The sequence below is a fragment of the Paenibacillus algorifonticola genome, from assembly GCF_050481745.1.
Classification (GTDB): domain Bacteria; phylum Bacillota; class Bacilli; order Paenibacillales; family Paenibacillaceae; genus Pristimantibacillus; species Pristimantibacillus algorifonticola_A.
In genome coordinates this window covers 17,167-37,758 of the sequence record NZ_JBCNGR010000005.1, presented here as the reverse complement: position 1 = coordinate 37,758, position 20,592 = coordinate 17,167, and the positions used below count along the sequence as shown (strand labels likewise).

Below are 20,592 nucleotides of genomic sequence, written 5' to 3'. Positions count from 1 at the left end.
TGTACATAATTAGTACAAAATTACTCGTTATGATGAAGGAGGTTATACAGCGAGAGGAGAGATACACAGTGAATCGGTTGACCAAATTTAGTTTGAAAAATAGCGTTGCCGTCATTTTATTATGCGTTTTGGTGCTGGGGTACGGCTTGTATGCCTCCACGCAAATTAAGCAGCAGACGTTTCCGGATTTGGATTTCCCGGCCGTGTTCGTGCAGGCGGTTCAGCCTGGCGCCTCAACGGAGGAAATCGAGTCGGACGTTGCAAAGCCGATTGAAGACCATTTGAAGCGTGTGCAGGGCTATGAGTCGCTAACGAGCACCTCTTCTGAAAATGCAGCCAGCATTTTTATCCAGTTTCCCTTCGGCACCGACATGGACAAAAAATACAGCGAAGTTGAAGCTGAGCTCAGCAAGCTGAAGCTGGCTGATAATGCGAGTGTAACGGTGCAGCGCTTGTCGGCAAATAGCCAGCCTATTTATCAAGCGGCTGTATTTGCTGCCGAAGGAGACTCGGCTAAGCTTGGTGATGAGCTGCAAAACAGCGTCGTTCCTGAGCTGCAAAAGCTTGCTGGAGTAGGAAACGTAACGCTGAAGGGCGGTGCGTCAAATGAGCTAAGCATTGTTGTAGATAAAAATAAAGCAGCGCAGCATGGCATTACGCTCAGCTCCATCCGCACGGCGCTTCAGGCGCTAGACTACGCCCTGCCACTGGGCTCGGTGTCGCAGGAGGAGACGGTCATACCAATCCGGCTGACCGGGAGTCTCGACAGCTTGAAGCAGCTTGAAGCGCTGAAGCTGACGGCAACCGCTGGCGGCGGAGCCGCAGGTTCAGCGACAGGCAGCGCGAGTGGAGTGGGTGCAGGAGGTTTGCAGGGCAATGCGGCTAAGCAAGCTGCTGCTGGCAGTGCCGCAGGTTCTGCATCAGGAAACGCTGTCGGCGCAGGAGCATCGAATGGATCTGTAGCTTCAGGAGGTGCGGGTGCCGCAGCGGCTATCACACTTGGGGATATTGCCGACATTAAGACGGTATCTGAGCAAAATGAAATTACCCGCTTTAATGGGGAGCCGAGCTTTGTAATTTCGATTCAGAAGACGCAGGATGCCAACACGGCGGATGTATCTGATAAGGTGAGCGAGCTGCTCGGCACTTATCAAGGCAAAGGCGAGCTGGACTATCATGTCATCGTTGACCAAGGGCAGGAAATTAAAGAATCGGTATCCGGCCTCATTCGTGAAGGGTTGTATGGCACATTGTTTTGCGTGCTCATTATTTTCCTGTTTTTGCGCAATGTAAGGGCGACGATTATTTCGATTTTGTCGCTGCCGATTTCTATTTTTGCCACGATTGCGATTATGAATCAAATGGGCTATACGCTTAACATTATGACGCTGGGCGGCATCGCCGTGTCCGTCGGACGGATCGTCGATGACAGCATCGTCGTTATTGAAAATATATATAGATGGCGGCAGGAAAAAGGCGAGAAAATAAGCGGCAAGGAGCTGGCCTACCAAGCGACCCGCGAAGTGATCGGGGCGGTAGCCTCATCCACGGCAGCAACGATCGTCGTCTTCGCACCGCTCGCTTTTGTCAGCGGGATCATTGGACAGTTTTTCCGTCCGTTTTCGATTGCTGTCGTTCTCTCCATTACGATCTCGCTATTAGTGTCGATGATGCTAATACCTGTGCTGGGCAGCCGCTTTTTCAGAAGCGTGAAGCCGCATGCGAAGGAAAGCAGACTTTCGAATGGTTTTGAAAAAATCATCCGCAGCGCTCTGAAGCGCAAAGCGCTCATATTAGGGTCAGCAGTCGTGCTGCTAATAGGATCGCTAGGGATGATTCCTTTAATCGGCGTAGCTTTTCTGCCGACTAGCGCGACTCCTAGCTTAGCTATTGATGTTGCACTGCCGGCGCAAAGCAGCTTAAAGCAGACGGACGAAGTCAGCGGCAAGGTGGAGGCTTATTTAAGCAAGCTAGGCAGCGTAGAGAGCTATGAGGTTTCGGTTGGCGGTGCAGGCGCTAATCCTCTGCTGTCACGCGGCGGCAATAATAAAGCGACGATCACAGTTCAATTTGCTGAAGGAAGCGATATGGCGCAATTGACTTCGAAGCTTCAGACCGAGCTGCCGGCAGTCGTCACTGCGAAGCAAGCAGGCACGACGCTCAATATTAAAGCGGGCGAACAGCAGGGGCCGCCTTCGGGAAACAATATTGATGTCAGCATTTATGCGGACACTGCGGACAAGCTGGCGCAAACCGCCCTTCAAATTGTAAATCTAATGAAGGAAAGCAGCGATTTAAAGGATATTACAAACAATATGGATGAGGTAACGCCTAAGTGGGTCGTGTCCCTCAATCAAAGCGGAATCGACGCCAATATTAGCCCTTATTTGATTATGCAATTGACCGGCGAGCAGCTTCGGCCAGTCGATGCTGGCACTTACAAAATCGATAATAAGGAACAAGCGATAACCTTATCGTATAAACAACAAATTGCTACAAAGCAAGAGCTGGAAAATATACAGATTCCTACTGCAGCAGGCATGAAGAAGCTGAAGGACATCGCAGATATAACGGAGGAGAAAGCTTGGATCAAGGTCAGTCATGATGATGGCAAAATGTATGCCCTCGTCAGTGGAACGGTGAAGGATGACAGTGCGGTATCGGCCGTTACCAAGCTCGTGCAGGCGGATATTGATAGTCTGACGCTGCCTTCTGGAGTTGAGCTTAAGGTCGGCGGCGGGCTGCAAATGATCAATGATGGCTTCTCAAGCCTCGGTATTGCTATGGCGGCAGCGATAGGCCTTGTATTTATAATTATGAGCATGACGTTCGGAGGTTTGCGGACGCCGCTTATTATTTTAGCCTCGCTGGTGTTTATTCCGATTGGCTCACTCAGCGCTTTGCTTCTGTCAGGGCAAGCCCTGTCTATGAGCGGCATGATTGGCATGCTGATGCTGGTCGGCATCGTCGTCACCAATGCGGTCGTGCTGCTTGACCGGGTGGAGAAAAATCGTAAAGCGGGCATACCGATTACAGAAGCGATAGTAGAGGCGGCAAGAACAAGGCTTAGACCGATTTTAATGACGGCTTTTGCGACAATGCTTGCGCTTGTTCCGCTTGCATTATCCGGCTCCTCGACGAGCCTCATTTCGGGAGGGCTAGCGATTACCGTTATTGGCGGCTTATTCAGCTCCACGCTGCTCACGCTGATCGTTATGCCGGTCATTTATGAAATGGTGTGGAAAAAACACAAGGTTAATGAAGCGGATGCGTTCAATGATTAGGATGAGGAAGAGGGAGTGGGAGCAATGAATGGACGTAAAGGAAGAAGATTCATGATGTTTGGTGTATTTGCTGTATTAATGCTGGGGGCTGCTTTCACTGAGGTGCCGACACGGCAGGGCAGCGAGGTGGCACTGATGCCGCTCTTCCTCATTCTGCTTTCAATCAGCGTGTATAGAATCGTTCGCATACGCCGCCGCAGCCTATATAAAGGAAAAGGCTTGTCGTGAGCGCAGCGGGATAAAAGGGGCTTATGGCAATGTATGTCTTAACTCTTGACCTGCTTGCTATTGAGGACTATAATTATGCTGATATATGCTGAAAAAGCATTGATAAAGACATGTATTTACACATTCAACTGGTCCAGAGAGAGGAAACAAGGCTGTAATTTCCTTCCAGATAATTGTAAATATACCCCTTTGTAGCTGTATAGCCGAACAGGCTTCCATTTGTGAAGCGCCATTAAGCTGTGCCGGAAATCTCCGTTACCAGATAAATTAAGGATTGGCTGCTGCCGGGATGAAATACGCTGATTAGCGTTAGGCGAGCAATCGAATTAGGGTGGAACCACGAGCTTACAAGCACTCGTCCCTTCGCGGGATGCGTGCTTTTTTTGCGTTCAGAACGCAGCAGCTTGGAAGCTTAGCGAATGGAAAGGATGAAAACAATGGCGATTAAAGTAACTTTGCCGGATGGCGCAATAAGGGAATATGTTGCAGGAACAACAATTGAAGAGGTAGCTGGCTCGATCAGCAGCGGACTGCGCAAAAATGCAATCGCAGGAAAAATTGACGGAAAAACCGTTGATGTTTATACACCTATTAACGAGGATGCAAAGGTTGAAATCGTCACTTTGGATTCGGCTGACGGGCTGGAAGTTTACCGTCACAGCACAGCGCATTTGATGGCTCAAGCGATCAAGCGCCTGTATGCCGATGTAGATCTTAAGCTCGGTATTGGCCCCGTTATTGAGGATGGCTTCTACTATGATATCGATATGGAACAGTCGATCACGCCGGAAGATTTGGTGAAAATCGAGAAGGAAATGGATAAAATTGTCCAGCAAAATCTCGACATCCGCCGCCGCGTCGTCAGCCGTGATGAAGCGATTGCCGTATTTACCGATATTGGCGACACGCTCAAGCTGGAGCTGATCCGCGACCTTCCTGTGGAAGCGGAAATTACCATTTACGATCAAGGCGAATTTTTCGACCTCTGCCGTGGGCCTCACCTTCCGTCTACAGGACGGATTAAAGCATTCAAGCTGCTTAGCGTAGCAGGCGCTTACTGGCGCGGAGATTCCAAAAATAAAATGCTTCAGCGTATTTACGGAACAGCGTTTCCGAAAAAAGCGCAGCTCGATGAGCATCTACACTTCCTTGAGGAAGCGAAAAAACGCGATCACCGCAAGCTGGGACGCGAGCTGAAAATGTTCACATTCTCGCGCGAGGTTGGCCAAGGCTTGCCGCTATGGCTGCCGAATGGCGCGAAAGTTCGCCGTACCTTGGAGCGCTACATCGTGGATATGGAAGAGCGTCTTGGCTATGAGCATGTTTATACGCCTGTTCTGGCTAACGTAGAGCTGTACAAAACATCCGGCCACTGGGAGCACTACAGCGAGGATATGTTCCCGAAAATGGTGCTGGATAACGAAGAGCTCGTTCTTCGTCCAATGAACTGCCCGCATCATATGATGGTTTTCAAAAGTGATATGAGAAGCTACCGCGACTTGCCCGTGCGTATTGCCGAAATGGGAACGATGCACCGTTATGAAATGTCTGGAGCCCTGACTGGCTTGCACCGCGTTCGCGCAATGACGCTGAATGACGCACATATTTTCTGCCGTCCGGATCAAATCAAGGAAGAATTTGCGCGTGTTGTTAACCTCATTCGCAAAGTATATGAAGATTTTGGAATTAAGGAATACCGTTTCCGTCTATCGTACCGTGATCCACAGGATACCGAGAAATATTTCCAAAATGATGAAATGTGGGAAATGTCGCAGCGTATGCTTCGCGAAGTTGTAGAGGAGCTTGACCTGCCATTTTTCGAGGCAGAAGGTGAAGCGGCTTTCTACGGCCCGAAGCTGGACGTTCAGATCAAAACCGCGCTGGGCAAAGAAGAAACGTTGTCCACAGCACAGCTGGACTTCCTGCTACCAGAACGCTTCGAGCTGGAATACATCGGCGAAGACGGCAAGAAGCACCGTCCAGTCGTCATTCACCGCGGCATCATCAGCACAATGGAGCGCATGACGGCATTCCTGCTGGAGAATTTTGCTGGCGCACTGCCGCTATGGCTGTCGCCGATTCAAGCGAAGGTTATTCCGGTTTCTACCGTTTATGAGCCATATGCGCGTGAAGTGGCTGAGAAGCTGCAGGAAGCGGGCATTCGTGTAGAAAGCGATCTTCGCAACGAGAAGCTGGGCTATAAAATTCGCGAGGCGCAAATTGAGAAAGTGCCTTATATGCTCGTAGTTGGCGAGAACGAAATGCAAGCAGGCTCGGTCTCAATCCGCAAACGTGGCGAAGGCGATATCGGTGCAAAATCGATTGCCGAGACAGCGGACATGTTAGAGCAAGAGATCAAAACGAAGGCGTTATAAGAGCAGCTAGCAGCAGCTCGTCTGTATAAAGCTTGTACCACTTGGGTAATCTTCTTCAGAGGAGGAAGTGCCCAAATGGTTACAAGCTTTTTTCATTATAAAAAAATGCTGCTCGCAATTGCGGCGCTCGTATTGCTCTCGATCTGTATAACGACATTTCTAGACAAGAAACCTGATCAAGCAGCATTGACGCAGCCTGTGCCCGCAATAGTTGCTCCAGAAGCGGCCCTAAAGACAGGCATAGCGGAAATCGCTAAAGATAAACAGGTCAAAACCGTCAAGCAGCAGCTAACGCCCCAAAAACCGGCGTATGATAAAGTGAAGGTCGTTGCAACGGGCTACACAGCCGGAGTGGAATCGACAGGAAAGCGTCCTGGCCATCCGAGCTACGGCATTACTTATTCAGGCGTGAAGGTTCGCCGTGATATGGTTTCCACAATTGCGGCTGATCCGAAGCTGTTCCCGATTGGCTCTCTGCTTTATATTCCTGGATACGGGTATGGCGTCGTCGCCGATACGGGATCGGCTATTAAAGGCAGCCGAATCGATTTGTATTTTGAGACTACGGCGGATGTCTTCAAGCAGTGGGGCAAACGCACAGTGGAGGTTGAAGTCATTCGCAAAGGCAGCGGGAAGCTGTCCCAGGCTTGGCTCAACAAGGTCAATAAAGCAGCGGAGGCGGGCAAAGACTTGCCTGAGGCTTATCTGGAATCGTAACAACAGCATGCATATTAGAATCTTAACCCGCCATACTAACATGGACGGGGAGGTGAAAAACCAACATGGCCAAGAACAAAAATAATAAAGCAGCTCAATCGAACCAAAAGCTGAATACCGAGTTTGCCGAAGAATTTGGGCAAAACAATGAAACGAGCAACGCAGCCGCTAAATCGATACAAAAAAAGCAGAAGTAACATGCTGTCCTAATAAATAAGTGAGAAAAGGAGGCGCTATGGCTCCTTTTCTCTAATCTCGCGGGTAGCCGATGAAATAAGGAGATAAAAAACAGTTTTCAAACGAACCTGTTTTATTGTATGATTACGGTGTAACGAATAATCACATGATAAGACAGGTGAACTCTCATGACTGATCCTATAACATTCACAAACTATTCGGCTTCCGAGCATCGCAGAGCTGCTGAGGTGCTTCCGTTCATTGACGCTTATATCGGCAAGAAGGAACAGGAAATTATCGAAATCGAGCAAATGGTCGAGCGTTACGAGAAGCGCCGTCTCAAGGAAGAGCGGGCTTATCAATCGATGTCTGCTTTCAGGCGCATGTTGTCAGGGAAGAAGCCGGATCATCATTTGGCCGTGGAGCATATCCATTTCGTACGCAAGCCGATGGAGAAGGTTCGTGCGCTAAAGCTTGAAATTGAAAATGTACGCAAAATTCAGAACAGCTCAGCTCCAACGGATATGGTCACTGTTCCCTTTGAGCTGGCGAATGATTTGCTATAAGACATAGAAGAGAAATTTCATTCCTTTCAAATAAAACAAAACCTCCATATTCCCGGATGCCAAAGCATCGCTGGAATGTGGAGGTTTTTTGTTAAAGTTATAAAGCTATTAATTGCCGCTCTTCAGGCGGTCTACATCAAGAAAATCCGTATCGTAGCTGTAAGCAGGAACACCGTGAATACCAACGTCCAGACCGATTAGCTCCTCGTCTTTGGAGACGCGAACCGGCATGATTTTGCGAATGAGCCATAATACGCCCCAAGTGAATACAAAACCCCATACAGATACGGTAACGAGGCCAAGAGCTTGTACACCAAGCAGCTTCAAGCCGCCCCCATAAAATAAGCCGTAATAGCCTTGTCCAACCTGGCTTGCGAGCTCTGGCTTGGCGAATAATCCGAGTGCCAGCGTACCCATGCTGCCGCTAATGCCGTGTACCGCGAAGGCACCGACAGGATCATCGATTTTTTTGCTTTCCATGTATTCGGTTGCGAGTACCATCATAATGCCACAAATCGCGCCGATGAAGATGGCAGCGCCGTCAGAGACGAATGCGCAGCCAGCGGTAATGCCGACAAGCCCGGCAAGCGAGCCGTTAATAACCATTGGGGGGTCGGCTTTTTTATAACGAAACATTGTGAACAATATGCAGGTGGCTCCGCCCGCTGCAGCGGATAGCATCGTCGTTACGGCGATATGCCCGATCGATGTGTTCGTCGCGCTCAGCGTACTTCCGGCATTAAAGCCGAACCAGCCGAACCAAAGGATGAAGGCGCCAACGGATGCGAGCGGCAAATTGGATGGCGAAACGATGTTCACCTTGCCATCCGGGCTGAACTTGCCAATGCGGGGCCCGACGAAAATCGAAGCAGCCAGAGCGGCAAATCCGCCAAGGGCATGGATAACAGCTGAACCGGCAAAGTCGATCATGCCAAGCTTGCCAAGCCAGCCGCCCGTTGACCATACCCAGTGGCCAGCAAGCGGATAAATGAGTCCGGTCATGGCGATCGTCAGCAAAATGTAGGCCCGGAAGTGGATGCGTTCAGCCACGGCTCCGGATACGATAGAGATGACTGCGATAACGAAGGCGCATTGGAACAGCCAATACGTTTCATGGGAAATATTAAGGACAATATGAGAAAGGTCGCCGCTCAGCAGGAAGCCGCTGGTGCCCAGCAGACCGCTTACGTCTTTGCCGTACATAATAGCGAAGCCGAAAAAATAAAAAACGAGCGCTCCGAATGCAATATCAACGAACACTTTCATAATGATGCTGACGGCATTTTTCTGGCGGACGAAACCGGCCTCCAGCAGCGCAAAGCCGCCCTCCATCAGCAAAATCATAGCCGCTGTCAAGACAACCCAGATTGTATCGAGACCTCTCGACAGTTCTGACAACTCCATTGTGTAGGCCAACCCCTTATAATCAGATATAAAATGATGTTACATTGCTAATTCGTTGATCATTATAATGATTTCGAGTTAACAATGTCAACGCTTTTATGTAATGTTTCGTGACGCATGTCAGGTTTGTCTGGTGTAATATTCCTTTGTCTCGGTCTAGAGACCGAGCTGGATTTCAATCGGCCGTCCCTTTCTTGTGTTTGGCGGGTCCGTTATACTTAGACGTATGAAGAATAGAACCAATTGAAGGCAGGAGTTGATGACCTCATGAATGGCAGCTTTTTCAATCGATTTATAACAGCGGGCATAGTTATTGCGATAGGTGTTGTCTTTTTTCTCAATCAAACGGGTGTCATTTCCACCCAGCTCAGCATTGGAGAAATCATCTCCAACTTCTGGCCGCTTATTTTAATCGTTATTGGGCTAAAAGGAATATGCTCGAGAGATTCTCACAAGCATGGCGGAGGATTTTGGGTGATGATGATTATTGGCGTCGTGTTTCTTGCTCGGAACATGGGCTGGTCGGATTGGTCCTTAGGTGATATTATTCCGTATATTTGGCCGATTATTATTATTTTGGTCGGCATTAATATGCTTCGCAAGCCGAGCAGGAAAAGACGGAAGCAGGATGAGCCTCCTACCGATGACTGGAAATCTTATGGTTATGGGGACGGAGATGTTCCTCCAGCACCGCCGCTGCATCCGGGCCCAACCGACCCTTTTGCTCCTGAGCAGGAGCAAAAACAAGCTGGTTCCGTTAATGGAGCACCATTTCAGCAAAATGGCTTTGAAGGTGGTAAATCTAAAATAAATTTAGAGAAGGAACAGCCGATTGGCAGCATGTGGAAAGAGCAGGCCAAGCAGCATTACCGCGATCAGCGTAAAGAATGGAAGCAGCAGTATCGGGAACAGCGTAAAGAGTGGAAAAATGAAAAAAATCACTGCAACGGCAAAAGCGAATGGTGGAACAATGACCCTAATACACAGACCCGCTCCAATTTTATTGGCGATATTCATATTGGCCATGATCATTGGGAGCTGCAGCCAATTAACATTTCACATTTTATCGGGGACACCGTTATTGATTTAACGAAAGCACAAATTGCTTACGGTGAAACGAAGATCACGGTATCCTCTTTTATCGGAGATGTGAAAGTGTATGTGCCTAATGATTATGAGGTGGGCATCCATGTGCAAAGCAGCGTTTTCATTGGCGATGTGAAGTTTCTTGGGAAAAAGGAGCACGGCATGTTCAAGTCGATGGATATGGCTTCCCCTTCCTATGCAGATGCGGATAAAAAAATCAGGCTGGTCGTTAGCTCGTTTATTGGCGATGTTCGTGTGACGAGGGTGGGATAAGCGTTTATGATGGTTCGGTTGCTTCGCAGTGGAAAATGGGAATTGATTGCCATGTTTGTGTTCGCTGCTGCTCTGGCTTATGGAGCGGCGGCGATAATCGCTTATGGGCTTATGCCGCATGCAGGGAGATGGGAAGTGTGGCTGACTGCCGCAGCCGTCTTCCTGCTTGTTGCTGCGTCTTGCGGTTATTGGGCCGGCAGGCGCATACAGCGCAGAGTAGATACGCTCCAACTCGCAATGAAACAGGCTGTAAACGGCAACTTTGAAATTCGGATTGCCGAGCGGGGCGGCTTGTCCTTTACCGAGCTTTATGAAGAATTTAATGTGCTTGCGCGGCAAATGGAGGAGCGAATGACTTACATCCAGCGTACGGGCGAGGAGCAGGTTATGGCCGAAGCTGCCTCTAATGAAGAAGCGGTGCTGGAAGAGCGCAAAAGGCTCGCTCGCGACTTGCATGATACGGTAAGCCAGCAATTGTTTGCGATGCATATGTGCGCCTCTTCGCTGCCTAAGCTTCAGCAGGTGGATAGCGAACGCGCGGCTGAGGTGCTGGGCCAGTTAATTGAGATGTCCACGCTTGCCCAGAAGCAAATGCGCACCTTTATTGCTCAGCTTCGTCCGATGGAGCTTGAGGGCCGCACGCTGCTCCAAGCGCTGGATAAGTGGTTTCCGGATTATTGCCGGCAAAACCATTTGCAAGGACAGCTGGAATGGCGGCTGGTTGAGCCGCTGTCGGAAGCGAAGGAGCATCAGCTTTTTCTCATCGTGCAGGAGGGACTGGCCAATATCGTCAAGCATGCAAAAGCAGAGGGCTGCTCGCTGACGTTTTCGGAAAATGAACGGCAAATTGTGCTGAGCCTGCAGGATGATGGAACGGGCTTCCGAGTAGATGAAGTCAAACGCGGTTCTTATGGGCTGTCAACGATGCACGAGCGTGCCCAGAAGCTAGGCGGGACGGCAGAAATTATAAGCAAGCCAGGCAGTGGAACGAGGGTCAAGGTGTCTATTCCAAAAATATGGCGGGGGAGCGATAAAAAATGAGCAGCCAGGATATGTTGAAAATTATGATTATTGATGATCATGATATGGTTCGAACGGGATTGCGCACTTATCTAATGCTGGAGCCGAAATTTGAAGTTGTAGCGGAGGCAGGCAGCGGGCAGGCTGCGCTTGATAAGCTTGAAGCCGGCATACCGAAAGGGATGCCGGATGTGATGCTGATGGACTTAATGATGCCCGGTATGGATGGCATTGAGACGACGAGGCGCGTAATGGCGAAATATCCGGATGTGAAAATCGTCATGCTGACGAGCTTTTTGGAGGATGATAAAGTGTATGCTGCCATTGAGGCAGGGGCGGTCAGCTACGTACTGAAGACGGTATCGGCGGAGGAGCTTATTTATGCGCTAAACGGCGCTTCGAAAGGCATGCCGGTGATGACCGCTGATGTGTCTCAGGCTTTGACGCGTGGACTTCGGCAGCAAGCGGCACAATCGGGAGATGAGGGGCTGACGGAGCGGGAGAAGGAAGTGCTGCTGCTTATTGCCGAGGGACGCTCAAACAAGGAAATTGGCGAAGAGCTCCACATCAGCATTAAGACGGTCAAGACGCATGTCAGCAATTTATTAATGAAATGCGAGCTGGACGATCGGACACAGCTGGCGGTGCTTGCTCATCGCAAAGGCTGGGCCAAAAGTGTATAATCGACTATAAACCGTATCTCATGATTAGTTATCACATATTGCAGCAAAAGGCGGGCTATACTAATGATGTACAGCGGCGAAATAAGCCGTACTAAAGCGTACATAAAAGGAGCGTCTTGCTATGATTTTGCTGTCATCAGAGCTGGAAGCCAGCCATCAATCCTTCATTGAAACCCGCGATATACTGACGCAGCATACGTTTGCTTTAGGCGGCAATTGGGATTATGCAGCTGGTTCATTCGATCGTCCATTGGATGAAGCCTATAAAGTATGGCTGCGGATTCCATTTGAAGTGACGGATGGCGCCATCGATAATAGCTCTTCGGATACAGATGCCACTATTAAGCTGGGAACACCATATGTGCTTAAGCATTTATATAAAGAAGGCAATGATGAGGAAGCTTCGGTGCGGCTGGTAGGCGCCTTATTCGATCAATTTCAAGCGCCGACTGATCCAGATGCTGACATTGAAAGCGAATGGGTCGAGCGGGCGAAGGATATTATGCAGCAAGTAGAACGGGCATTGTCCTGAGCTTGAGCTGACATTTGAATAATAAAATTAGCATGAAAAACTCCCTTTCATTGGTGATAGGGAGTTTTTTTATGTATGTTTAAATGTCTTTTAAGATTGTTTTAAGGTAGAATGTGCATGATAGGAGTACAACAATTAACCAGCAAGCAGCCTTTAGAGACTGAATTGCTTCATTGTATACCGATGAGGAGGAAACGGGAATGGACGATCAGAATAAAAAGAACGGCTTTGATGATTTTTTCCAAAATCGTGAGGACGAGCAGCGGAAGCAGGAGGACAACGTTCAGCCAGTCCAAGCTGATGAAGCATCTGCTGATTCTTCTGAACAGGCAAGCAAGCCTTCCTACTACTATTCTTACGGACCGTTTAAGTCGGGTGCACCCGAAAATAATGTGCTAACGGATGGGCCAGGAGCAGGCAATCAGCCTATTTCAACTCAGGCACAGGCATCCAGCCAGGAATCAGCTTCGGCATCCCAGCCGTACAGCCAGCAGCAGGGTGAGCAGGCAAGCTTCGCCGATAGCATGCCTCCTGCTCCAGTAAGGCCGTTCAGCTCAACGCAGTCATCCGCCAGAGGCGGTTGGCAGGTGAAGGAGCCGCAGCGCAGAACATCCTTCAAGGCGATGTTTTCTTCGTTTATTGCTGGGGTTCTAGTAGTAGGCTCTTTAATGTATGCTTCGGATGTGAACAATTGGTTCAGCAAGCCGGCGGAAGCGACTGTATCTCAACAGGGAACAGCGGCTACAGCAACGGGACAAAACAGCGGGCTGACCGCAGCAGCTGACAGGCCAGACGATATTGCCAAGCTGTTCGAGACTTCAAGCCCGGCAGTTGTGAAAATTGAGACTTTTGCTTCACCTACAAGAAGTAATGGCGGATCATCGGCTGATTCCTTCTTCGAGCAGTTCTTCGGCCAGGATTATCCTGGAGCGGGCAGCCAGGAGCAAAACAATAACAGCAATGGATTGCAAGCAACAGGCAGCGGTACCGGATTCTTTTTTGACTCCTCCGGTTACATTTTGACAAATCAGCACGTCGTGGGCGGAGCAGAGAAGATCGAAGTCACGGTGCAAGGCTATGACAAGCCGCTAACAGCGGAGCTGCTGGGCTCTGATTATAATCTGGATTTGGCTGTGCTTAAGGTAACGGATACGAAAGCTTTCCCTACTTTGAAGCTAGGCAACTCCGACAGCATCAAAATCGGTGATTGGGTTGCAGCAATCGGCAATCCTTATGGCTTTGACCATACGATTACCGTTGGCGTACTCAGCGCGAAGGAACGTCCGATTTCCATTCCGGATGAGCAAGGAACACGCAACTACGAGCATTTGCTGCAAACGGACGCTTCGATTAACCCAGGCAACTCTGGCGGACCGCTGCTTAACGTAAATGGCGAAGTAATCGGTATTAACACGGCCGTAAGCTCGCAGGCGCAAGGAATCGGGTTTGCGATTCCAACGAGCACGATCCAAGGCGTATTGGAGAATTTGAAAAATAACGTTGAGGTTCCGAAAGATCCGGTACCTTTTATAGGAGCAGAGCTTGCTGACGTAACGGATGCTATGGCGAAGCAGCTAGGCATGGATAAAGCGGAAGGCTCCATTGTCAGCAATGTTTACTACAACTCTCCTGCCTACTTGGGCGATCTGAAACAATTTGACGTTATTACCGGCATAGACGGCAAAGTGTACAACAATACGCAGGACTTAATCGCAGCGATTAAGAAGAGAGTGGTTGGCGATGAAGTACAGTTGAATATTATCCGTAAAGGTGCGAAAATGGATTTGTCGGTCACCATTGGCGACCGCAATAAGTTCAACGCAGAATAATGAAGCGGCCAGCATATCGGTGCAGCCGTTGCTGAATGGTTACAATCAGGCGCAGAGGCGAACAATCTCTCTGCGTCTGTTTTTATGAAGCTAAAGAACATGGGGGTGTACCGATGAGAACACAAATTATAGTTGTCGATGACGATGAGAAAATCACCTCTTTATTAAGGCGGAGCCTGATTTTTGAAGGATATGAAGTGACGACTGCAAGCAATGGCCTCGAAGGGCTGAAGCTGCTAATGACAGCGGAGCCACAGCTCCTCATACTCGACGTGATGATGCCGCATGTAGACGGCTGGGAAGTGTGTCGTAGAGTGCGTGAAGGCGGAAGCACGGTTCCGATTCTGATGCTGACAGCGAAGGATGATATTACCGACCGGGTGAAAGGGCTGGATACGGGAGCCGACGATTATCTTGTGAAGCCGTTTGCACTCGAAGAACTGCTTGCCAGAGTCCGGGCGCTGCTGCGCCGCAAGCCTGATAAAATCGAGGATACGGGCAGCAAAATCGTCTATGAGGATCTTGCTCTTGATCAAGATGCTCGCGAAGCGATTCGGGGTGGCCGGCGAATTGAGCTGACGGCAAAGGAATATGATTTGCTGCTGCTCTTTATACAGAACCCGCGCCGCGTATTGACCCGTGATGTCATTATGGAAAAAATATGGGGCTACGACTTCAGCGGAGAGTCGAATGTTCTTGAAGTTTATATTGCGATGCTGCGCCAGAAAATGGAGGAGGGCGGCGGCAAGCGCATGATTCAAACCGTTCGCGGTACAGGCTATGTGCTGCGGGGAGAGGGCTGATCAGCTATGACCATACGGCTGCGTTTAACTTTGTGGTATTCAGCATTGCTTGCGATGACGCTGCTGATATTTGGTTTTGCCATCTATATATTTGTTAATTACAATACGTACGGGCAGATGAAAGATCAGCTGAAGGGCGAAGCGGATAGCTACAAGGTAGTTGTCAACGATTTCAACCTTTTGATTGCTCCATCGCAAGGGCGATTTTACGAGCGTTCCTTTTATTTGCAAATTGTCAGATATAAAGAGGGCATTATTAATGCGAGCAAGGAGCTGCTTAGTACAGGCATAAAATATCCAATTCCTGACGTTAAGGATAATGTACAGGATGGTTTTATAAAGGCTAACATTCAGGTAAATGATGCAAATGTAACCTTTTTAATTTATCAGCGTCCTATTTACAGCGATAGTGCGGAGCCCGATTTAATCGGTCTTATTCAGGTAGGCGCAATTGTTACGAGTGAGGAAAGTTATTTGAAAGCTTTGCGCACGATTTTGTTTACCGCATCGTTTATCGCTGTCCTAATAGCCTTTACAATAGGCTTGCTTTTGGCCCGTCAGGTGCTGCGTCCAATTGAGCGTGTCATTAAATCAACCGAGAAAATTCAAAACGGTTCTGATCTTAGTGTGCGAATTCCAATGGATGGCCCTTATGACGAAGTCGGAAGGCTCGTCTACAACTTGAATGTCATGCTGGCCCGTTTGGAGACGGCTTACAATGAACTCGATGAATCCTATAAGGCGCAGCGCCGGTTCGTCTCGGATGCGTCGCATGAGCTGCGGACGCCGCTGACGACGATTCGGGGCAACATTGAGCTGCTCCAGCGAATGTGGGAAAAGACGAAGGACCCGGATGCATTTGACGGCATCGTGCTGGCGCTTGATAACCAGCGCTTCGGCCTTACGGTTGAGGCGATGCAGGATATTGCAGCGGAATCCCGCCGCATGTCGACGCTTGTTAATGATTTGCTGGCGCTCGCCCGCGCGGATGCCGGTTATGAAATGGAGAAAACAGTAGTATCGATGCAGCCGCTTGTTGAGGAGGTGGCACGCCGTGCCCAACTGCTCCCGCGCACTGCTGAGTGGCGAGTCGGCGACCTGTCTCCGCTCAGCGGCATAGAGGTCAGAGGCAATCAGGATTATTTGCAGCAGCTGCTGTTTATCTTTATTGAGAATGCTTTCAAGTATACGGTAGAAGGCCATATTGAGCTTAGCGTACGCAGCAAGGACAATCAAGTCGGGATTACGGTCAGCGATACGGGCATGGGAATGGACCCTGAGGAAGTGCCTCATATATTCGACCGTTTCTATCGAGTGGACGAATCACGTGGCAAAACGGTTGGAACGGGGCTTGGATTATCCATTGCAAAATGGATTATTGATGAGCATCGCGGCTCCATTGAAGTGCTTACGCGCACGGGTGAAGGGTCGGAGTTTACGATCTGGCTGCCCGTAGTCTTTTCTGAGACGACAGATTCGTCTATAATAGAAGGAACGGATCGAACTTTGGGCTAATGCCCACGGTTCAGAAAGCAGGTGCACCTACATGCAAATTGTTAAAATTTCACCGCGGGGCTATTGCTACGGCGTCGTCGACGCTATGGTACTCGCATTGCAAACAGCTAGAAATCTTGAGCTGCCGCGGCCTATATATATTTTAGGAATGATTGTGCACAATGCGCATGTGACGGAAGCGTTCGAGCAGGAGGGCGTTATTACGTTGGATGGGGAGAACCGTCTGGAAATTTTGGAGCAGGTCGAGCAGGGGACGGTTATTTTCACGGCCCATGGCGTTTCCCCGGAAGTTCGGAGACGTGCCAAGGAAAAGGGATTGACGGTTGTCGATGCCACTTGTCCAGATGTGACGCGCACGCATGATTTAATTCGCGAGAAAATGGCTGAGGACTACCATATTATTTATATTGGCAAAAAAAATCATCCCGAGCCAGAGGGTGCCATTGGCGTCGCTCCAGATCGCGTTCATCTCATCGAGCGTGTCGAGGATATCGATTTGCTGGAAGTGCCAGAAGGCAATATCGTCATTACGAATCAGACCACGATGTCGCAATGGGACATCCGCCATATTATAAGCAAGCTGATTGAAAAGTTTCCAACGGCGGAAGTCCACAATGAAATTTGCCTGGCAACCCAGGTTCGCCAGGAGGCCGTAGCAGGACAGGCTGGCGAAGCCCAGCTTTGTATTGTCGTTGGAGATCCGCGCAGCAACAATTCCAACCGCCTTGCCCAGGTATCGGAGGAAATCGCAGGTGTTACTGCTTACCGTGTGGCAGATGTGTCGGAGATTAAACGGGAATGGCTTATTGGCATTGAACGTGTTGCGGTAACTTCCGGCGCTTCGACTCCTACGCCTCTTACGAAGGAAGTTATTACGTATTTGGAGCAATACAACGATGATGACCCTACAACGTGGGAAATCGTTCGTACCGTCAATATGGAGAAGCTGCTTCCCAATGCCCGTAAAAAGTCAGTGGTTGCGCGCCCAGAAGTACCAGAGACGCCGTAAGGCGTCTTTTTTCTATAACCCCGCTAGCAGCGGGAGAAAAAAATGATCGGGGAATAGCGCAGGCCTAAAGTTTTTGCTTGACGGGCAGCGCTGCTTCTTATATAATCACTTTAACGAGTAAAAGCATAAAAGCCACAAAGCATAGAAGCGTCGAAGCGAACAAGCGTTTAAGTGGAAAAGGGGAGATTGACATGATCGTAATTACTAATCCGCATATTGAAGAAGCAAGAATTGCTGAAATTGTTACCCATATTGAAGCAGCAGGCGTTCAAGCCCATGTATCAAGAGGAACAGATCGTACCGTAATTGGCATTATTGGGAGTGCAGCACCTACATTAGCTGAGCATCTTCGCCAGCTCAAGGGCGTTGAAAATGTGATTAAAATTTCCAAGTCCTACAAGCTTGCAAGTCGTGATTTTCACCCAGATGATACCATTATTGACATTAAAGGTGTTAAAATTGGCGGAAATAATTTAGTTATTATGGGCGGCCCATGCGCAGTCGAAACACCAGAGCAAATTGATGAAATCGCCCGACTGGTTAAAGCGGCTGGCGGCCAGGTGCTTCGCGGTGGAGCCTTTAAGCCTCGCACAGGCCCATACAGCTTCCAAGGCGTCGGCGTTGAAGGCTTGGTCATGATGGCGGAAGCGGGACGCAAGCATGGCTTGCTAACGATTACGGAAGTGATGACGCCGGAATATGTAGATGTGTGCGCCGAATATGCTGATATTCTTCAAGTCGGCACGCGCAATATGCAAAATTTCGACCTGCTCCGCAAGCTCGGAACGATTCAAACGCCTGTTTTACTGAAACGGGGCTTCAGCTCAACGTACGATGAATTCCTAAATGCAGCGGAATATATTCTTGCTGGAGGCAATCCGAACGTTATGCTGTGTGAGCGCGGAATCCGAACATTCGAGACCTACACAAGAAATACACTTGACTTGTCAGCTATTCCTGTATTGCAAAGCCTCAGCCATTTGCCGGTCATCTCTGACCCAAGTCATGGCACGGGTCGCCGCGAGCTTGTAGAGCCAATGTCTAAGGCGTCAGTAGCCGCTGGAGCGAATGGACTGATCGTGGAAATGCATACAGATCCAGATAATTCGATGACTGGGGACGGGGTACAATCACTGTTTCCGGACCAGTTCGCTAATTTATTAAAGGATTTGGAAAAGCTCGCACCAATTGTTGGGAAAGAATTTAACACGGAGAAGGCGCCAGCAGAAGCTTTCAAAGAGTGGAAAATATAATTGACCTATAAAGCCGTTAATTCCTATGTAAATAAGGGGATTACGGCTTTTCCTTTTGCCGTGTAGGAGGAATTGTGAACAAATGTGTAAACCTGTAAGTATAGCTAACATGCGAATAAAAAATACCTCACATAACTATTGACGATGATAATATCGTAGTTTTATAATAACGTCATGGTTTGGAACGATAGGAGAACGTTACCCGTTCAATACTAAGCAAATGTTCGGAAATGGAGGAAATATCTGATGTCAGTTCAAAATGTTTTGGACACAATTAAAGAAAACAACATTCAGTTTGTAGATTTCCGGTTCGTGGATCTTTTTGGTCATGCGCACCACATTACCCTTCCTTCGACAGAAGTTGACGCCGATACTTTCGTAAATGGTGTAGCTTTTGACGGTTCCTCGATCCCGGGTTTCCGTGGAATCGAAGAGTCGGATATGGTTATGATGCCAGATCCTGAATCGGTATTTATCGATCCTTTCACTGATCACCCAACTCTAAACGTAATGTCTAACATTCATACGCCTGATGGTGAACGCTACGAGCGCGATCCGCGCAGCATCGCTCAAAAAGCGGAAGAGTTTCTGCAAAAATCCGGTGTGGGCACGACTGCATTTTTCGCTCCGGAATCCGAATTTTTCATTTTCGACGATGTTCGCTACGAAAGCTCGATGAACACTTCCTTCTATTCGGTTGATTCCGAAGAAGCTGGCTGGAACAGCGGCCGCAAAGAAGAAGGCGGAAACCTTGGCTTTAAAGTTCCAGTTAAAGGCGGTTACGTTCCAGTAGCTCCGGTTGACTCCCAACAAGACATCCGCAGCGAAATGGTTCGCCTGATGCAAGAAACAGGTCTTCGCGTTGAGCGTCATCACCACGAAGTAGCGACTGCTGGTCAAGCAGAAATCAACTTCCGTTTCGACACGCTGACTAAAACAGCTGACAACCTGATGAAATACAAATATATTGTTCATAACACAGCTCGCCAATATGGAAAAGTTGCAACTTTCATGCCTAAGCCGCTGTTTGGCGATAACGGTAGCGGTATGCACGTTCACTCCTCTATCTTTGATGGCGACACGCCTTTGTTCTTTGAAAAAGGTGCTTACGGCAACCTGAGCCCGCTGGCTATGAACTACATCGGCGGAATTTTGCACCACGCTCCAGCGTTGATCGCGCTCACTAACCCGAGCACGAACTCGTTCAAACGTCTGGTTCCTGGCTACGAAGCTCCAGTTAACCTGGTGTTCTCCAAAGGTAACCGTTCGGCTGCGATTCGTATTCCTATCGCTTCCGTTACACCTAAAGGCTGTCGTATCGAGTTCCGTACCCCTGACTCCACTGCCAACCCTTACCTCGCATTTGCAGCTATGCTGCTTGCAGGTCTTGACGGTATTAAGCGCAAGCTTGATCCAGTTGCTTTGGGCTATGGTCCTTTCGACAAAAACATTTACGAATTGCCAGAAGAAGACAAGAAGGATATCCGCAGCGTACCAGGTACGCTTGACGAAGCGCTTAGCGCTTTGGAAGCAGATTCCGAATTCTTGACTGAAGGCGGCGTATTCTCTGAAGATTTCATCGCTAACTACGTTGCATTCAAACGTAATGAAGCAAAAACAGTATCGATCCGTGTTCATCCGCACGAGTACAGCCTGTACTTCGATTGCTAAAAATTAACGTTGAAGGAGCCTCCTATATGGGGCTCTTTTTTTCTGCCTATTCGCTGAAGTGATATAACAAAAAAAAGACTAATTAATTGCGTCCCGCCGTCTCCCATCATAATAATGTGCTGAAGGATGCCCATATTATTGGTGTTACTCGTGAAGGCACAATGCAG

17 protein-coding genes are annotated in these 20,592 nt (G+C 48.9%); 16 read left to right on the top strand and 1 reads right to left on the bottom strand.

The window, feature by feature from the left end; genetic code table 11:
• Positions 1-68 precede the first annotated feature (68 nt).
• From ABEW34_RS03250 to ABEW34_RS03225, 6 genes are all read left to right on the top strand, one after another.
• Positions 69-3,284: an efflux RND transporter permease subunit gene (locus ABEW34_RS03250; protein ID WP_430154816.1), complete on the top strand. Its 3,216-nt coding sequence runs from the start codon at positions 69-71 to the stop codon at positions 3,282-3,284.
• 24 nt (positions 3,285-3,308) lie between these two features.
• Positions 3,309-3,512 carry a hypothetical protein gene (locus tag ABEW34_RS03245; RefSeq protein WP_430154815.1) on the top strand — a complete coding sequence of 68 codons (204 nt, stop codon included), beginning with the start codon at positions 3,309-3,311 and terminating at the stop codon, positions 3,510-3,512.
• A gap of 437 nt (positions 3,513-3,949) precedes the next feature.
• A complete protein-coding gene (gene thrS / locus ABEW34_RS03240; RefSeq protein ID WP_430154937.1) occupies positions 3,950-5,887 on the top strand; it encodes a threonine--tRNA ligase in 1,938 nt (645 codons plus the stop codon).
• A gap of 75 nt (positions 5,888-5,962) precedes the next feature.
• Positions 5,963-6,604: a 3D domain-containing protein gene (locus tag ABEW34_RS03235; RefSeq protein WP_430154813.1), complete on the top strand. Its 642-nt coding sequence runs from the start codon at positions 5,963-5,965 to the stop codon at positions 6,602-6,604.
• Between the two features lie 65 nt (positions 6,605-6,669).
• Positions 6,670-6,801 (top strand): hypothetical protein, encoded by a 132-nt coding sequence (locus ABEW34_RS03230; RefSeq protein ID WP_430154811.1) that lies wholly within the window; start codon positions 6,670-6,672, stop codon positions 6,799-6,801.
• 168 nt (positions 6,802-6,969) lie between these two features.
• The gene (locus ABEW34_RS03225; protein ID WP_056039570.1) at positions 6,970-7,347 is read left to right on the top strand and encodes a hypothetical protein; all 378 of its coding nucleotides are present in this window, start codon (positions 6,970-6,972) and stop codon (positions 7,345-7,347) included.
• A 108-nt stretch (positions 7,348-7,455) separates the two neighbouring features.
• Here the strand turns inward: ABEW34_RS03225 and ABEW34_RS03220 are convergent, their stop codons facing one another.
• The gene (locus ABEW34_RS03220; protein WP_430154809.1) at positions 7,456-8,751 is read right to left on the bottom strand and encodes an ammonium transporter; all 1,296 of its coding nucleotides are present in this window, start codon (positions 8,749-8,751) and stop codon (positions 7,456-7,458) included.
• A 267-nt stretch (positions 8,752-9,018) separates the two neighbouring features.
• Between ABEW34_RS03220 and liaF the strand changes: the two genes are divergently transcribed.
• The 10 genes from liaF to glnA all read left to right on the top strand — a co-directional run bounded on the left by liaF (position 9,019) and on the right by glnA (position 20,425).
• Positions 9,019-10,110 carry a cell wall-active antibiotics response protein LiaF gene (gene liaF, locus ABEW34_RS03215; protein WP_430154807.1) on the top strand — a complete coding sequence of 364 codons (1,092 nt, stop codon included), beginning with the start codon at positions 9,019-9,021 and terminating at the stop codon, positions 10,108-10,110.
• A gap of 6 nt (positions 10,111-10,116) precedes the next feature.
• A complete protein-coding gene (locus tag ABEW34_RS03210) occupies positions 10,117-11,151 on the top strand; it encodes a histidine kinase (RefSeq protein ID WP_430154806.1) in 1,035 nt (344 codons plus the stop codon).
• Positions 11,148-11,813: a response regulator gene (locus ABEW34_RS03205; protein ID WP_430154804.1), complete on the top strand. Its 666-nt coding sequence runs from the start codon at positions 11,148-11,150 to the stop codon at positions 11,811-11,813. The genes ABEW34_RS03210 and ABEW34_RS03205 overlap by 4 nt, the downstream gene beginning before the upstream one ends.
• A gap of 121 nt (positions 11,814-11,934) precedes the next feature.
• Positions 11,935-12,345, top strand: coding sequence for a YugN family protein (locus ABEW34_RS03200; protein ID WP_430154803.1), 411 nt, complete (start codon positions 11,935-11,937; stop codon positions 12,343-12,345).
• Between the two features lie 200 nt (positions 12,346-12,545).
• Positions 12,546-14,174, top strand: a complete 1,629-nt coding sequence (locus ABEW34_RS03195) for a S1C family serine protease (protein WP_430154801.1) — start codon at positions 12,546-12,548, stop codon at positions 14,172-14,174.
• A 113-nt stretch (positions 14,175-14,287) separates the two neighbouring features.
• Positions 14,288-14,977: a response regulator transcription factor gene (locus ABEW34_RS03190; RefSeq protein WP_056039590.1), complete on the top strand. Its 690-nt coding sequence runs from the start codon at positions 14,288-14,290 to the stop codon at positions 14,975-14,977.
• Between the two features lie 6 nt (positions 14,978-14,983).
• On the top strand, positions 14,984-16,492 hold the full coding sequence (locus tag ABEW34_RS03185) for a sensor histidine kinase (protein ID WP_430154800.1): 1,509 nt from the start codon (positions 14,984-14,986) through the stop codon (positions 16,490-16,492).
• Between the two features lie 31 nt (positions 16,493-16,523).
• Positions 16,524-17,501, top strand: a complete 978-nt coding sequence (locus tag ABEW34_RS03180) for a 4-hydroxy-3-methylbut-2-enyl diphosphate reductase (protein WP_430154798.1) — start codon at positions 16,524-16,526, stop codon at positions 17,499-17,501.
• 191 nt (positions 17,502-17,692) lie between these two features.
• Positions 17,693-18,754 (top strand): 3-deoxy-7-phosphoheptulonate synthase, encoded by a 1,062-nt coding sequence (gene aroF, locus ABEW34_RS03175; protein ID WP_056039600.1) that lies wholly within the window; start codon positions 17,693-17,695, stop codon positions 18,752-18,754.
• A gap of 246 nt (positions 18,755-19,000) precedes the next feature.
• Positions 19,001-20,425 (top strand): type I glutamate--ammonia ligase, encoded by a 1,425-nt coding sequence (gene glnA, locus ABEW34_RS03170; protein WP_056039603.1) that lies wholly within the window; start codon positions 19,001-19,003, stop codon positions 20,423-20,425.
• Positions 20,426-20,592: the final 167 nt, after the last annotated feature.

Coding starts and splice junctions, on each gene's coding strand:
- liaF (WP_430154807.1), top strand. CDS start 9,019: ATGAATGGCAGCTTTTTCAATCGATTTATAACAGCGGGCATAGTTATT.
- ABEW34_RS03195 (WP_430154801.1), top strand. CDS start 12,546: ATGGACGATCAGAATAAAAAGAACGGCTTTGATGATTTTTTCCAAAAT.
- aroF (WP_056039600.1), top strand. CDS start 17,693: ATGATCGTAATTACTAATCCGCATATTGAAGAAGCAAGAATTGCTGAA.
- ABEW34_RS03180 (WP_430154798.1), top strand. CDS start 16,524: ATGCAAATTGTTAAAATTTCACCGCGGGGCTATTGCTACGGCGTCGTC.
- ABEW34_RS03210 (WP_430154806.1), top strand. CDS start 10,117: ATGATGGTTCGGTTGCTTCGCAGTGGAAAATGGGAATTGATTGCCATG.
- ABEW34_RS03225 (WP_056039570.1), top strand. CDS start 6,970: ATGACTGATCCTATAACATTCACAAACTATTCGGCTTCCGAGCATCGC.
- ABEW34_RS03235 (WP_430154813.1), top strand. CDS start 5,963: ATGGTTACAAGCTTTTTTCATTATAAAAAAATGCTGCTCGCAATTGCG.
- thrS (WP_430154937.1), top strand. CDS start 3,950: ATGGCGATTAAAGTAACTTTGCCGGATGGCGCAATAAGGGAATATGTT.
- ABEW34_RS03230 (WP_430154811.1), top strand. CDS start 6,670: ATGGCCAAGAACAAAAATAATAAAGCAGCTCAATCGAACCAAAAGCTG.
- ABEW34_RS03245 (WP_430154815.1), top strand. CDS start 3,309: ATGAATGGACGTAAAGGAAGAAGATTCATGATGTTTGGTGTATTTGCT.
- ABEW34_RS03190 (WP_056039590.1), top strand. CDS start 14,288: ATGAGAACACAAATTATAGTTGTCGATGACGATGAGAAAATCACCTCT.
- glnA (WP_056039603.1), top strand. CDS start 19,001: ATGTCAGTTCAAAATGTTTTGGACACAATTAAAGAAAACAACATTCAG.
- ABEW34_RS03220 (WP_430154809.1), bottom strand. CDS start 8,751: ATGGAGTTGTCAGAACTGTCGAGAGGTCTCGATACAATCTGGGTTGTC.
- ABEW34_RS03200 (WP_430154803.1), top strand. CDS start 11,935: ATGATTTTGCTGTCATCAGAGCTGGAAGCCAGCCATCAATCCTTCATT.
- ABEW34_RS03205 (WP_430154804.1), top strand. CDS start 11,148: ATGAGCAGCCAGGATATGTTGAAAATTATGATTATTGATGATCATGAT.
- ABEW34_RS03185 (WP_430154800.1), top strand. CDS start 14,984: ATGACCATACGGCTGCGTTTAACTTTGTGGTATTCAGCATTGCTTGCG.